The organism is Streptomyces sp. NPDC001480, assembly GCF_042894725.1.
In the GTDB taxonomy this organism is placed as follows: Bacteria; Actinomycetota; Actinomycetes; order Streptomycetales; family Streptomycetaceae; genus Streptomyces.
On record NZ_JBIAVX010000024.1, the window covers coordinates 37,814 to 52,639 of the forward strand.

The window sequence follows — 14,826 nt, forward strand, 5'->3', positions numbered from 1 at the left end:
CCGCCTCACTCCGTCCGCAGCCCCTCCGGCCGCATCAGCCGCAGCAGGGGCGGCAGGCTGAGCAGGGTCACCGTGAGGACCACCGCCGCGCCCACGCCGGTCATCGACAGGACGCTCGCCCAGTCGACGCGCACCGGTGTGGCCGTCATACGGAGCAGTACCGCGCCCAGGGTCAGACCCACCGCCGAGGCGAGGAGCAGGCCCAGGGCGATCGGGACGGCCGTCTGCCACAGCACCGACAGGCCCAGCGTGCGGCGCCGGGTGCCGAAGGCGACCAGGGCGGAGAGCAGCTTCCTGCGCTCGCGCAGCTGCTCCAGCTGCGACACCAGCAGGCTCGTGCCGATCAGCACCAGCACGCAGGCGGCGCCGACGAGCAGGCCGGTGCGGATGGACGTGAACTGCTTCGACTGCGTGTTGGCCGACCACTCCATGACGTCCGACGCCGGCGAGAGCTCCGCCGCCGTGTTGCGCGCGTACTCCTTCACGTCCGGTACGGACTCGTCCAGCGACAGGTAGACGCGCCGGTACAGCGTGTCCGCCACCCGCGCGGGCACGGCGCCGGGAGTCATCAGGAAGCCGCCGCGCCGCACGTTCGTCGGGTCCTTGACGGACTGGGCCTGCTTGATGTCCTGGGGTACGGTCCAGGCGGCCTCGACGCCCCGCTCACCGGAGTACGTCGGGTCGAAGTACAGCGTTCGGCCGGGACGCGCGAGTTTCGGCGTGTCTCTGTCGCCCTCGCCGCCATGGACGACGAAGACGTCACCGTCCCGGCAGGAGGGCAGCGTGGCCACCTCGCGCAGGGCGGCGCAGTCGCCGACGGTGAGCAGGCTGGAGGTCTCCGGATCCCTGCGCGTGGTCGCCAGCTCGCCGGAGGCCAGGGCGGTGGCCTTGCGCACGCCCTTGGTGGCCGAGAACTTCTCGGCCGCCGCGGTCAGTTGCACCCCGCTCGGCACGGACACCTCCATCTGCGCCCGCGACAGGTCGTTCTTCGACTGCTTGGTGTAGTCGCTGTCCACCCCGGCGAACAGCATCTGGAGGGCGATCGCGCCGGCCACCGCGACCGCGATGCCGTTCACCAGACGCGCGGCCGTGCCACTGCTCAACTGAAGTCGCCGTACGGCGAGTTGCCAGGCGACACCGCCGGATCCCAGCCGGGCGACGACCGTCTCCACCACCCATGGCAGCAGCGCGGTGACACCGATCAGCAGCAGGAGGACACCGCCGGAGACCAGGTACTGGTTGAAGTTCCCGTTCCCGCGGCCCTTGCCGACCATCGGGTACAGCATCCCGAGCCCGGCCAGCGGCAGCAGCAGCCGCCACCACAGGCGCCGGCGCGCCGGCCGTGCCGTACGGACCACGCCCAGCGGCTCGACGACCACCCCGCGCATCGCGAACAGCGTGACCGCCACGGCCGCCGCCGGGACCGCGACCGCGACCAGCACGGCGAGCAGGGGGGAGGGGTTGAGGTAGCTGGGGAAGACGCTGATGTCCAGGAGCTCGACGGAGCCCGCCGCCTCACGGCCGATCAGGAAGAACACCGTGCCGAGGACCAGACCGAGCAGTGCGCCCGCGAGGGCCTCGCCCGCGGCGATCCGGCGGGTCATCCGGCTGTCGGAGCCGACCAGCCGGAGCGCGGCCAGCCTGCGGTCGCGCCGCTCGCCGCCGAACCGCACGGCCGCGGCGATGAACACGGCGACCGGCGTCAGCAGCACGATGAAGACGACGAGGGTGAGCAGGACCAGCACCGGGTCGGTCTCGTCCGGCGTCGGGTTCGGGTCGCCGTAGCGGTCGATGCGGTCCACCTGGGAGTGGTTGATCTGGGCCGCGAGCCCCTTGGCGCCCGCGTAGTAGGCGAGTTCGTGCGAGCCGACCAGCCCGGACTCCCCGATGGTCCCGGTGATCCGGTACGGCAGCCGCTGCCGCAGCAGCTTCCCGTCGTCGGAGCCGAGCAGCGACTTCAGCGCCGGGGAGACCACCATCTCGCCGGCCGCCGGGTACCGCTCCAGGCCCGGCGGCAGCGGCGCGTGCGGCCCCTCCGGCTCCACCAGGCGCCCGCGGACGTCGCTGTTCCGGAAGGTGGAGTCGATGTCGGCGATGACGAGGGTGTCGTCCGCCTTGGGCAGCGTCTTCGAGCTGTACGTGTAGTCCAGCCGCGCCTCCTCGCGCTCGTGCCGCACCGACAGCGCGTTCGGTATCGCCGTCGTCAGCAGCAGCAGCGCCACGCCGAGCCCGACGCCGACGCCGGTCAGCAGCATCCGTACCCAGCCCTCGCGTCCGCCGACGACGGCGAACCGGACCCCCATGGCCAGATCCCTGGACCACTGGCCGACGCTCATACGGCCCGCTCCATGTCCCGCGACTTGCCGTCCCGTACGACGATCTCGCGGTCGGAGTAGGCGGCCACCCGGGCCTCGTGCGTCACCAGCACGACGGCCGCGTTGGTCGACCGGGCCGCGTCCGTCAGCAGCTCCATCACCCGCTCGCCGTTGAGCGAGTCGAGCGCGCCGGTCGGCTCGTCGGCGAACAGCACCCGGGGCCCGGTGACGAGCGCCCGTGCCACGGCGACCCGCTGCCCCTGACCGCCGGAGACCTCGCCGGGCCGCTTGCCCTCGAGGTCGTCGACCTCCAGCCGTTCCATCCAGGTGAGCGCGGCCCGCTCGGCCTGCTTGCGGGGCGTGCCGTTCAGCCGCAGCGGCAGCGCCACGTTCTCCACGCAGGTCAGTTCGGGCACCAGCTGGCCGAACTGGAACACGAACCCGAACTCGCTGCGCCTGAGCGCACTGCGCTCGGCGTCGCTCATCGTGGCGAGCTCCCGGCCGTCGTAGGTGATCGAGCCCGAGTCGGGCGGCACGATGCCGGCGAGGCAGTGCAGCAGCGTGGATTTGCCGGACCCCGAGGGGCCCATCACCGCGACGACCTCGCCGGGGTGGATGGAGAACTCGGCGCCGTCGAGCGCGAGGGTGGGGCCGTAGGCCTTGCGCAGGTCCTCTGCGGTGAGCAGGGAGCCGGGGGGAGGAGTCATCGGGCAACCGCCTCACGGAGTTTGTCGAGGCGCGCGGCGGTCAGCTCCAGCCAGCGCAGGTCGGCCTCGAGGTGGAACAGGGCGTGGTCGCAGATCAGCTGGTCCGTCAGGTCGCCCTTGCGCTTGCGGTCGGTCAGGATCCGCATGCTGCGCAGGTGCTCGGCGCGCTGGATGTCGAGGATGTCGGCCGCGTTCCGGTGGGTCAGCAGCGCGAGGACGACCTTGGTGTACAGGGTCGACTGGAGGTACGGCTCCGGCTGCTCCGGCGTCGCCAGCCACCGCTCCACGTCGGTGACGCCGGCGTCGGTGATCGCGTACCGCTTGCGCTCGGGGCCGTCGCCGGCCTCGATCCCGTCGACCTCGACGAGGCCGTTCCTCAGCAGTCGGGACATCGTCGAGTAGACCTGGCCGTAGTGCAGCGGCCGGTCGTGACCGAACTTCTCGTCGAAGGCCCGCTTCAGGTCGTAGCCGTGTCGCGGGCCTGACTCCAGGAGCCCCAGAAGGGTGTGACCGATGGACATGCCGAGGACTCTACACATGGTGTATACGCCGCATGTATACGCGCCGTGTGTACCCCGTGGCAGCCCGTGCGTCCACGCAGGTGGGAGCCGATTGTCACGGTTCTGCTATACGTAGCGGCCCGGCGACCGCCCCAGCCCGGCACCGCTCGGCTCCCGCCCGCCCCGCCGAGCCCGACTCGCCAAGCCCGGGCCCCGTGCACCGGCGGGGTCGGCCGCAGCGGTACGCGATTGTGCTGACGCGGCCGCCGGGGGGTTATGCGGCGGGGCCCGTGGGTGGGCGGCCGCGGCGGGGGAGGGGGCCGGTTTCCTTCGGTAGGCGGCCTGACTCGGCCAGTGCCTTGCGGAGGAGGAATTCGATCTGGGCGTTCGCCGACCGCAGCTCGTCCCCGGCCCAGCGGGCCAGCGCCTCGTACACCGACGGGTCCAGCCGCAGCAGCACCTGCTTGCGCTGCTGCGGCCGACGCTGGGGGGCCGAACCCCCGGAGGGATCTGTCACTGGTAAAGGGTCCCTGTGTTCAGTACGGGCTGCGGCGCGCGGTCACCGCACAGTACGACCATGAGGTTGGACACCATCGCCGCCTTGCGCTCCTCGTCCAGTTCCACGATGTCCCGCTCCGCGATCCGGGCGAGCGCCGCCTCGACCATGCCGACCGCCCCGTCCACGATCTGCCGCCGCGCGGAGACCACCGCGCCGGCCTGCTGCCGCTGGAGCATCGCCGAGGCGATCTCGGGAGCGTACGCGAGATGCGTGAACCGCGACTCGATGATCCGCACTCCGGCCGCCTCCACGCGCGCGTGCAGCTCCACCGCGAGCTTCTCGGTGATCTCCTCGGCGTTGCCGCGCAGCGAGAGGCCGTCCTCCTCGTGGGCGTCGTAGGGGTACTCGATGGCGATGTGCCGCACGGCCGTCTCGGTCTGCGTGGCGACGAACTCCGTGTAGTCGTCCACCTCGAAGGTCGCCTGGGCGGTGTCCTGGACCTTCCAGACCACGACCGCGGCCAGCTCGATCGGGTTGCCGTAGGCGTCGTTGACCTTCAGTACGGCGGTCTCGTGGTTGCGGACCCGCGTGGATATCTTCGTGCGCGAGGTGAACGGGTTCACCCAGCGGAGCCCGTCCTCGCGGATCGTCCCCCGGTACCGCCCGAAGAGCTGGACCACCCGCGCCTCGCCCGGCGCCACCGTGTTCAGCCCGCACATCGCGAGGAACGCGGCGATACCGACCAGGATGCCGCCGACGATCAGCGCGGCCTTGCCGCCGCTCGCCGTGACGGCCGTGGCGGTGACGATCATGCCGGCGCCGAGCAGCAGTCCCAGCAGGCCGAACAGCAGGGCCAGGCCACCGTCGATGCTGTGCGCCGTGAACTCCCGTACGCGCGGGGCGGGCATCTCGGGTACATCGGCGGTGGCGGACGTGTCGTGCGTGGGCGTGGTGGACATGGATGGGCCCCCGTTCTCGTAGGCACCGGCCTTCAGTGCCTAGCTTCGTTCTAGCTAAGTGATATCACTTTACCCCGCCCGAGCAACCCTCCAACCCCGCAAACCGTCGGTTCCCTTGGGACGGCGTGCTGATTGTCACGTCCGTAAAAGAGCGGATCGAACCTCCTTTGTCATATAGAGCGGTGTTAGCTTTCTGAGCTGACCTGAGACGGAAGCGGAGCGTAGGTACTCATGGGACGAGCGGAAGAGAGACGAGCGCGACAGCGCGGTGGCCGCCGCGCGGCGCCCAGGCGCCACCGCTCGGAGCCCACGGCGAACGCCCAGCCCACGGCCAAAACCACCCGCGCCGCGGCGACCGGCAAGCCCGCGAAGGGCCGAATACGCAGGCTGTTCACCTGGAAGAAGATCCTCGGCACGTTCTTCGGGTTCTGCCTGCTGTGCATCGGCGGATTCATCGCGCTGTACCTGGCCGTCGACATCCCCGCGTCGGCCAACAAGCTCGCGCAGGGCGAGAGCAACGTCTACAAGTACAGCGACGGCAAGATCCTGGCCCGCGACGGCGAGATCAACCGGGAGTCCGTGGACCTGTCGAAGGTGCCGAGGAAGGTCCAGTTGACCTTCGTGGCGGCGGAGAACAAGAGCTTCTACCACGACTCCGGCGTCGACCTCCGAGGCACCGCCCGAGGCCTGATCAACACCCTGTCCGGCAAGGGTAAGCAGGGTGGTTCGACGATCACCCAGCAGTACGTCAAGAACTACTACCTCGACCAGGACCAGACCGTCACGCGCAAGCTGAAGGAACTGGTCATCTCGTTGAAGGTGGACCGCGAGGAGCACAAGGACGACATCCTCGCCGGCTACATCAACACCAGCTACTACGGCCGCGGCGCCTACGGCATCCAGGCCGCCGCCCAGGCCTACTACGGCGTCGACGCACAGAAGCTCAGCGTCGAGCAGGGCGCCTACCTCGCCGCGCTGCTCCAGGCGCCGAGCCAGTACGACTGGGCGGTCGCCACCAAAACCGGCAAGAAGCTGGTGAAGGCACGCTGGAACTACGTCCTGGACAACATGGTCGAGGAGCACTGGCTGGACTCCGCCAAGCGCCGGGCCATGACGTTCCCGACTCCCAAGGAGCCCAAGGGCGCCCCCGGTATGGGCGGGCAGAAGGGCTACCTGGTCGCTCTCGCCAACGCGCAGCTGGAGCAGCAGCTGATGAAGAAGGAGGGCCTGTCCCAGTCCGACGCCGAGGCCAAGGTCGTACGGCAGGGCTGGACCATCACCCTGAACGTCGACAGTAAGAAGCAGGCCGCGCTGGAGAAGGCCGTCAAGGCCCAGCTGACGAGCAAGCTCGACAAGAAGAAGCACAAGGTCGACGGCGACGTCCAGGCCGGCGCCGTGTCCGTGGACCCCAAGACGGGGAAGATCGTCGCCCTGTACGGCGGCCAGGACTACTTCAAGCACTACTACAGCAACGCCACGCGCCGGGACTACCAGCCCGCCTCCACGTTCAAACCGATCATCTTCGCCGCCGCGTTGGAGGACAACGCCACGACGCAGACCGACAAGCCGATCACCGCCGACACCGTCTACGACGGCACCAGCGGCCGCCAGGTCCTCGACCACGGCGCCAAGGTCGGTTTCGGCCCGCCGAACGAGGACAATCACGACTACGGGAAGATCACCGTCCAGCAGGCGATGAACATGTCCGTCAACTCCGTCTTCGCGCAGATGGGCGTCGACGTGGGCATGAAGCAGGTCATGGAGACGGCGGACAAGCTCGGCATGGACACCGAGGGCATGCAGGCGGTGCCCGCGCAGACACTGGGCTCCATGGGCGCCAGCCCGCTGGAGATGGCCGGGATCTACGCCACCTTCGACAACCACGGCAAGAAGGTCACGCCGACCATCGTCAAGTCCGCGGAGAAGAAGGGCAGCACGATCGAGATGGACGACCCGATCGGCAGCGACGTGATCAGCCGGAAGGCCGCCGACTCGGTGACCTCCGTGCTGACCGGGGTGGTCGACGACGGTACGGCCCAGACCTCCGTGGCGAAGAACCCGCTCCGCGACGGACAGCAGGTGGCGGGCAAGACCGGCACGTCCGACTGCAACCGCTCGGCCTGGTTCACCGGTTACACGCCGGACCTGGTCACCTCGGTCGGCATGTTCGGCGAGGCGTACAAGGCCGGGGGCATCGGCTGCGACGGCAAGCCGGTCAAGAAGGGCGACCATGTCTCGCTGAAAGGCACGATGGGCGGCGGCCGAGTGAACGGCGGCACCATCCCGGCGCAGATCTGGGCGGCGTACACCTTCGGTGTCACGGACGGGGCGAAGTTCGACCTCGACACCACGCAGGGCGCGGCGGTCGAGCCGACGGAGAGCGCCACCTTCTCCCAGCCGCCGACCGCGAGCACGTCCGCGCCGCCGTCCTCGGCCCCGCCGAGCTCTCACTCCCCGTCGTCCGCGCCCCCGTCGACCCCGGCGACCAGCAGCGCGCCGCCGTCGTCGTCCGCGCCCCCGTCGTCGTCGCAGCCGCCGAGTCCGTCGAACTCGGCGACGACCGGCAACCCGGACGACCCGCTCAACCCGCTGAAGCCCGAAGGCCAGTAGGCGGAAGGAACACGGAAGGAACGCGGAAGGAACGCGGAAGGGCGCCCGCTGGGAACCGGGCGCCCTTCCTGTTGTCAGGACGTCAGGACGTCAGGGCGTCAGGTTGTCGGTGAACTTCACCGACGAGTCGTCGCAGTGGGTGACGCTCGACGGCCGGTTGCCGGGGCCGTCTCCGATGACGGGCACCGGCGGCGAGACGTCCCAGGGGTTCCCGCCGCTGCCGCGGTGAAAGGCGTCACAGGGCCCGAACGCGTTGCCGTTGGGAGCGGTCGCCGGGAGGTTCGAGAAGTCCTTCCAGTCTCCGCCCCTGACCCGCGCGGCGGAGGGCCGGCCGAGGTTGTCGGTCATCTTGTCGTCGACGTACACGTACAGGTCGGGCATGTAGCTCTGGAAGACCATGCCGTTGGACGGGGTGGCGTCCCCGTCGTTCTGAAGGTGCGTCGGCTTCACGCTGCCGTCGGCGCAGAAGGCGGCGGCGACGTCCTGCCAGATCGGCGGAGCGTTGCCGATCATGCTGCCGAAGATGTTGTTGCCGCCGTCGTTCTTGAAGAACATCGAGTAGACGTCCCCGGCGAAGCGACGCACGGAGTAGTTGGTGTCCGGGCTGTTGTTGATCTTGTCGACCCAGGCCTTGACGTTGTCGTTGATGTACTTGTGGCCGATCATCGCCCGGTAGCCGTGCACGCCGCCGCCGACGGCCCGGACGTCGACGCAGGTGTTGTCCGAGTTCAGGCGGGCGCCCCGGAAGTGGGGGAAGTACGCCTGGCCGGGGGTGTCGCCGTCGGTGTAGGGGTGGGCGGTGAGCACGTTGCCGTACTCCAGCGCGTCCTGGGTGGTGTAGTCGATGTCCGGCTTCGGGATGCCGTAGTCCGCCTCGATGGCCTTCATGATGTCGGTCACGAAGTACGGGAGGTGGGCGTTGCCGACCCGGACCCGGTAGCTCGATCCTTCGCTGCCGGGGATGATCTTCCCGTTGTCACCGACCACGAACGTCACGACGATATCGCTCTTGATCTTGTAACTGTTGTCGCTCTTGTACGCCTGGCTGGCCGGCAGCGACGGATCGGGGCGCCGGTTGGACATGCCCATCCAGACGGGAATCGACATCGCCGGCGCGGAGCCGTCGGCGTTGGGCGTGTAGCCGCCCGCCTTGATGTCGTCGCCCCACTTCTTGGCCGCGTCGTACGTCTGCGGGCCGGTGCACTCCTCGTGTCCCACGGGGTTGCACCGGTTCCAGGAGGTGAGGCCCTGCACGCGCACCGACGGGTCGTCGTTGTCCCACAGGTGGCCTTCGTCGGCGAGACCCAGGGCCCACTCGTACAGCGACTTCATCGAACGCAGGGGCGTGTCGAACTCGTTGGCCACCGGCCAGTTCTGGTTGAGCTCCTGGTTCGGGTCGAAGATCGCGGCCGCGGTCAGGGTGCGTCGGACGAACTTGCCGGTGACGGGCTGGAAGGCGATGGCGCCGAAGGCCACGTCGTCGTCGCCGGTCCCGTCGGGGGTGTAGTTCGACAGGGTCACCTTGGGAGTGGAGGTGAACTTGTAGGCGCCCAGGGACACCCACTTGCCGTTGCTGGCGTCCTGGTTGACGTAGCGGTCATAAGGCCCGCCCGAGGCCCCTTCGACGACATAGTGCACCCGCTTGGCCTGCGCGCCCGTGTCGGGGATGTGGGCCCAGACCTGGGCCAGGTCCATCTGCTCGCCGAGCGTCCAGGTGCCGTTGATGTTCATCAGGCCGTCCGGGCCGCCGAGATGGTCCTCGTCGCGGGTGTGGGTGTACCAGAAGTGACCGCCGAAGCCGCCGCCGACCTGGTGCAGGTCGGCCTTCGCCTCGTAGTGGGTGCCCGTGGTGGACGGGTTGAAGGTGAACTGGAAGCTGCCGGAGGACGTGGCCTGTCCGCAGTCGCCCCACGTCTCGGTGCCGTTGGGCACCGACGCGACGACGTGCGCGCCGGCCGGCTGGCCGGTGCAGACGGGCATGCCGTTCTTGAGGCGGTAGCCACGCCCCGGTTCCGGGATCAGGGTCTGGTACTTGATCAGTTCGTGCCCGCACTGGGTGGCGCAGGTCGTCTTCCACGTGACGTTGGGCTTGTTGAACCAGTACTTCGCGTAACAGGCTTCCGTGCCGCAGTCCGGCGGCGTGGCCGGGTCGCAGTTGTTGTCGCTGTTGCAGAAGGAGCTGAGCGGCGGCGAGACCTGGCTGCGCGCGGCCGTGGTGTTCCACCAGGCCGGCCGGAAGCCCGCCGAGGAGAAGCCGGATTCGCCCTTCCAGTCCTGGCGGCCGTCGGTGCCGTAGGAGTACCCGGTGTCGATGGACCAGGCGGCCCAGCCCATCACCTTCTCCTCGTAGGGCCAGTCCTGCGGATGCGCGGCGTCGTGGTTGGCTTCGGTGCCGTCCACGTCCGTGTCCATGAACGGGTGGTTCCAGCTCTTCTTGTAGATGGGGTTTGCCGGGTTGTTGTACCAGCCGAGACCCCAGTGCCCGTCGTGCTTCGAGGCGTCGGAGGGCGGGTTGAAGCCGAGGTTGTAGTTCCAGACCGCGGTGAACCAGTTCTCCACGTAGGAGGGGTCGTCGTTGTTGACGGTGATCTTCTGGCCGTCCTTGTGGACCTCGTTCCACTTGTCGGCGAGGATCTTCATCGAGGCGGCGATGTTGGTCGCGTAGTCGATGGCGACGGCCTTCTGGAGGGCCGGCGACAGGCTCGTCTCCCCGGGCTTCTCGTGACCGGCGATGCGCATGCCGTCGGTGACCTGCCCGACGCCGTACCCGCAGTCGGACTTGTCCCAGTTGATGGCCCAGTACGACTCCGGCATGCCCGGGTCGATCTTGTGCCCGTAGTAGCCGTCGACCGCCGCGAGGGGGCTGCCCATCTGGCCGGGGATGGAACCGGACTCGGCCTGCCACAGGTTGGATTCCTGGGCCATGATGCCGAGCATCACGTTGGCGGGGATGCGGCCGCCGCCGGTCAGGGTGGGCGGCGGGAACAGACCCTGCGGGTCGATGCTGCTCAGCCCGGTCTGGTTGCGGTAGCCGCCCTGCCGGAGGTAACTGGCGCGCAGATTGCCGCGTACGGCCATGTCGACGGCCCACTCGACCTGGTTGGGAGTGGGCTGGAGCGCCTGTGCGCCCACGTCGTTGCGGGAGACGGAGCACCAGCGGTCGGGGTCGGTCGGGTCGTGCGACACGACGGCCGCGGTCCGCGCTCCCTGCCGGTGCTTGCCCGCGGCCGAGCCGGACGCACTGCCGCCGGTCAGCGCGGGTGACAGGCGGTCCTTCGTGGCGGATCTGGGGGCCGGGGCGACCTTCTGGCTGATTTTCGAGCCGGTGGCGGTGGCGATGGAGTCGACCGTCACCGGGGTGGTCGCGGTCACCGTGCCCGGGGCCTGCGCCGGAGCGTCCTGCGCGGCCGGCTCGGTCTTCGTGAAACCCTTGCCGGCGTTCTTGATCCGCTCGATGCCGGCCCGGACGCCGGGAGTTAGTACGGGCTCGACGGCGAGCCGCCCCTGACTGGAGATGTCCGTGTCGGCCGGGGCGTTCACCCGGGTGACCCCGCTGCCCGCGGTGTGCGCGCTGCCGACGGGATGGCCGGTGAGGAACACCTGCGCGGCCCCACCGCGCTTCAGGTCGAGGTCGCCGAGCTTTCCGGTGGCGATCGTGGTGGTCGCCCCGCCGTCCCCGCCCCACACCCGGGCACGCGCCCTCGTGCTGCCGTCGCGCTCGACGAAGGCGACCTTTCCGCCCTTCACCGGGTGGAGGTCGAAGGCCACGCCGCCCGTCGTGAGGAGGTTCTTCACCTTTCCGGAGCGGTCGAGATGGACCAGGCGGCGGCCGAGGGCGGCGACCGCGCCGTCCTTGACCGGGACGGCGCCGGTCAGCTCACCCTTCGTCGCGGCCTCGACGACGGTCTTGCCGGCGGTGTTCACCGTCACGACCCGGGTCCTGGTCCTCGCCGCGTCGTTCATGTCGTGGAACGCGGTGAACGCGGCGGTGTGCGTGGTCGGATCGCACGAGGGGTCGAAATACGCCAGCGACGCGGTGAACGACAGCTTCGTCACCTGGCCGGTGCCGAGGTTCACGATCGCGGCGAACGCGCCGCCCTGCATCAGGTCCGGCTTGTTGGTGAACGTGCGCGGCGCGTACACGGCGGCGACGTGGTCGCGGTCCATGAGGCACTGGTTGCCGATCCAGGAGTCCGCGGGCATGCCCGGCTCGGAGAGGACCGCGGCGGCCTTCCACGTGTACGCCTTCGCGCTGTCGGCGACCAGGATGTGCAAGCCGTCGCTGTCGGCCGCGGCGGTGACGGCCCGGTCGTCGGAGGTTCGCCACCCCTTGCCGAGCCTGTGGTCGGGGTCGCTGACGCCTCCGTGCCGGGCCGGCCCGCCCTTGCTTGAACTGGAGTTCGACCTGGGGGTGGCGGTGGCGGGCACGGCTTGCAGCACCGTGCCGGCGAGCGCGGCGGAAGTCACCGCCGCGGCCAGGGATATGAGTGTTCCTCTTCTGGGTCTCAAGAGAGACTTTCCCCGTTTCTCGTTGAGTTGGTTACCGCTCCTGGGGGCCAGGCGCGGCGGGCCTGCCCGTTCCCGCTGACAGGGGATGGGCAGGAGACTGTGGGGGAGGGGGAAGGGCGGGTGCCCGGGATCGGCGCCGACGTGTGGGCGGCCGAAACCCGCCGCTCACATGGGCGGGGCCGCGCAGTGCGCACCGTGCAGAAGTGTCCCCCTCGCTGGATCGCCCGCTCGTGAGGACCGGATGGTCAAGTCCGGTTCTCCGAGCGCGAGGTCACCTTAAACGAGGCATGGACACGCCATGCAAGGGTTTGATCCATTCATGACCGGAAGATTCGCGTCACACCGCAGCGCACCGCACCGCCCCGCCCCGCCCCGCAGCGCGAAGCGGCTCGTGCGTGACACGACCCATCGCTGTCGGTCCCGTTGCGGGCGAGTGGGCGGGATCAGTACTGCGGTGCTCCCAGGTTGACCTCGAACCACACCACCTTGCCGGTGCTCAGCCGGGTCGCGCCCCAGCGCCGGGCCAGGCGGTTCACCAGGTACAGCCCGCGACCGCCCTCGTCCGTGGCCCTGGCCTGGCGCAGCCGCGGCAGCTGCGGGACGTCGTCGCCGACCTCGCAGCGGAGCACGTCGGTGCGCAGCAGCCGGAGGGTGACCGGACGGGAGGCGTAGCGCACCGCGTTCGTCACGACCTCGCTGACCAGCAGCTCGACCGAATCGCTGAGCTCTTCCATGCCCCAGCGGGCCAGCGCGCGCCGGGCCAGCCGACGGGCCCGGCCGGGAGCCGCGTCCTCCGGCTCCAGGAACCAGTACGCCACGTCGCTCGGCGCGATCCCGTCGAAGCGGGCGGCGAGCAGCGCGATGTCGTCGTCCCGGTCGCCCGGGCCGAGCATGTCGAGCACCTCGTCGCACAGGGCCTCGAGGGGCGGCGGATGGTCGGGCCCGGTCAGCTGGGCCGTCGCGGCGAGCTTCTCGCGCAGTTGCTCTATACCGGTCCACACGTCCCTGAGGCGGGACTCCACCAGGCCGTCGGTGTACAGCAGCAGCGTGGCCCCGGCGGGCGCGTCCAGCTCGACGGCCTCGAAGTCGACGCCGCCGACGCCGATCGGCGCGCCCGGCGGCACCCGCAGCACCTCGGCCCGCCCGCCCAGGTGCAGCAGCACGGGCGGGGGATGGCCGGCGTTGGCGATGGTGATGCGGTGCGAGACCGGGTCGTACACGGCGTACAGGCAGGTCGCCATCCGGTCGGTGCCCAGGCGCTGGGCCTGCTCGTCCAGGTGGTGCAGCACCTCCTGCGGCGGCAGGTCGAGCCCGGCGAGGGTCTGCGCGGTCGTCCGCAGCTGGCCCATGATCGCCGCCGAGGTCATGGAGTGGCCCATCACATCGCCGACGACGAGGGCGACCCGGCTGCCGGGCAGCGGGATCGCGTCGTACCAGTCGCCGCCGACCCGCGCCGTCTCGGCGGCCGGCAGATAGCGCGAGGCCAGCCGGACACCGGTCGGGCGGGGGAGCGTCTCGGGCAGCATGGTGCGCTGGAGCTCGTCGGCGATGTACGCCTCGCGGCCGTACAGCACCGCCTTGTCGATGCCGAGGGCGCTGTGCGTGGCCAGCTGGGCGGCCACCAGCAGGTCGTCGGGCTCGAACGCCATCCGCTCCGGGCGGCGCAGGAACAGCGCGGCCCCGATCACCCGGCGCCGGCCGCGCAGCGGGGCGAGGATCGCGTGCTGCCCCTCGGGCACCACGGACTCGCCGCCCTCGCCGAGGAGTTCCGGCAGCGCGGCGCGGGCGGCGGGGGAGTCGGCGAACACCGGACGCACCCCGCGCAGCACCTCGTTGAGCGCGCCACCGGGCCGTACCTCGCACAGTTCGGCGGTCATCGCCGACAGCTCCGGAAGCTCGCTCTCCGGCGCCGGGGCGGGCAGGAAACCGCCCTCGGTGTCCCGTTCCTCCGGGATCCGGTCGGTACGGCGCAGCCGCAGCACCACCGGACCGGTGGGGCGTTCGTCGCCGATCGGCAGCGGGTCGCGCAGATAGACGAGGATCGCGTCCGAGAAGGTCGGCACGGTGGCCCGGCACAGGCCCATGACGATCTCGTCGAGGTCGATGCCGCGGGCGATCCGCCGGGTCGCGGCGCCGACGAAGCGCAGCCGGTCGCCGTCCCGCCGCATCGGCAGCGGCCGGCCGGGCGGCAGTCCCCGTCCGGTGCGGCGTTCCTGGCCGCCGGGGCCGTGCTCCTGCTCGGCGCCCGGCTGGACCGGGATCTGCTCGGGCGCGGGACGCGGACGGTGCGCGTCCTGCTCGGCAGCGGACGGCTGGGCGTGCTCGGGGCCGTTGACTGGGAGCTCCTTCCCCTTGCCGCAGGGCGTGGTGGTACCCGGTGAGGAGGGCGTCTCGCCGGTGCGGGCCTGTGCGGGTAAGGCGGCGGGGCCGAGCGGCGTCGGGGTACGCAGGAGCGCCCCGCGGGGCTCCGCGGGGTCGACGCCCGTCTGGGGGCGCTCGTAGGAGGTCGGCTGCTCCGTCACGCGTGTCGAATCCATCCGTCCGGGGCCACGCGCCGCGCGCGCGGTTCGTCCCGCCGAAATCCCGATACCCGGAATACGTGCCCCGGGAACGGAATTCCCGCGTGGTCAGAGGCCGTTCCTGCGGCGGACCGTTTCCGGTCCGCGGTGGTCGTGCCCTCGTACCACTCGCTCACGTCCTACCGCCCCTCGGTGACGTTCGGTCAAG

Annotated in this window: 8 protein-coding genes; 1 reads left to right on the forward strand and 7 read right to left on the reverse strand. The window is 70.4% G+C overall.

What is annotated here, in order from left to right:
* Positions 1 to 5: 5 nt before the first annotated feature.
* The 5 genes from ACFY01_RS40370 to ACFY01_RS40390 form a co-directional block, all read right to left on the reverse strand.
* Positions 6 to 2,336, reverse strand: a complete 2,331-nt coding sequence (locus ACFY01_RS40370; RefSeq protein ID WP_390740765.1) for an ABC transporter permease — start codon at positions 2,334 to 2,336, stop codon at positions 6 to 8.
* Positions 2,333 to 3,022, reverse strand: coding sequence for an ABC transporter ATP-binding protein (locus tag ACFY01_RS40375; RefSeq protein ID WP_390740766.1), 690 nt, complete (start codon positions 3,020 to 3,022; stop codon positions 2,333 to 2,335). Before ACFY01_RS40375 ends, ACFY01_RS40370 begins: the two co-directional genes overlap by 4 nt.
* Complete coding sequence (locus ACFY01_RS40380; RefSeq protein ID WP_390740767.1) at positions 3,019 to 3,543, reverse strand: PadR family transcriptional regulator; 525 nt, start codon at positions 3,541 to 3,543, stop codon at positions 3,019 to 3,021. The genes ACFY01_RS40375 and ACFY01_RS40380 overlap by 4 nt, the downstream gene beginning before the upstream one ends.
* Positions 3,544 to 3,796: 253 nt before the next feature.
* Complete coding sequence (locus tag ACFY01_RS40385; protein ID WP_390740768.1) at positions 3,797 to 4,039, reverse strand: hypothetical protein; 243 nt, start codon at positions 4,037 to 4,039, stop codon at positions 3,797 to 3,799.
* Positions 4,036 to 4,980 (reverse strand): SPFH domain-containing protein, encoded by a 945-nt coding sequence (locus ACFY01_RS40390; RefSeq protein WP_390740769.1) that lies wholly within the window; start codon positions 4,978 to 4,980, stop codon positions 4,036 to 4,038. Before ACFY01_RS40390 ends, ACFY01_RS40385 begins: the two co-directional genes overlap by 4 nt.
* Before the next feature lie 231 nt (positions 4,981 to 5,211).
* On the opposite strand from ACFY01_RS40390, the gene ACFY01_RS40395 reads away from it, so the two are divergent.
* Positions 5,212 to 7,590 (forward strand): transglycosylase domain-containing protein, encoded by a 2,379-nt coding sequence (locus ACFY01_RS40395; RefSeq protein ID WP_390740770.1) that lies wholly within the window; start codon positions 5,212 to 5,214, stop codon positions 7,588 to 7,590.
* A gap of 90 nt (positions 7,591 to 7,680) precedes the next feature.
* On the opposite strand, the gene ACFY01_RS40400 is transcribed toward ACFY01_RS40395, so the two are convergent.
* Together ACFY01_RS40400 and ACFY01_RS40405 are read right to left on the reverse strand one after the other, a co-directional pair.
* Entirely contained in the window at positions 7,681 to 12,099 is a 4,419-nt protein-coding gene (locus ACFY01_RS40400; RefSeq protein ID WP_390740771.1) for a hypothetical protein, read from the reverse strand.
* Positions 12,100 to 12,542: 443 nt separating this feature from the next.
* Complete coding sequence (locus ACFY01_RS40405; protein WP_390740772.1) at positions 12,543 to 14,636, reverse strand: SpoIIE family protein phosphatase; 2,094 nt, start codon at positions 14,634 to 14,636, stop codon at positions 12,543 to 12,545.
* Positions 14,637 to 14,826: the final 190 nt, after the last annotated feature.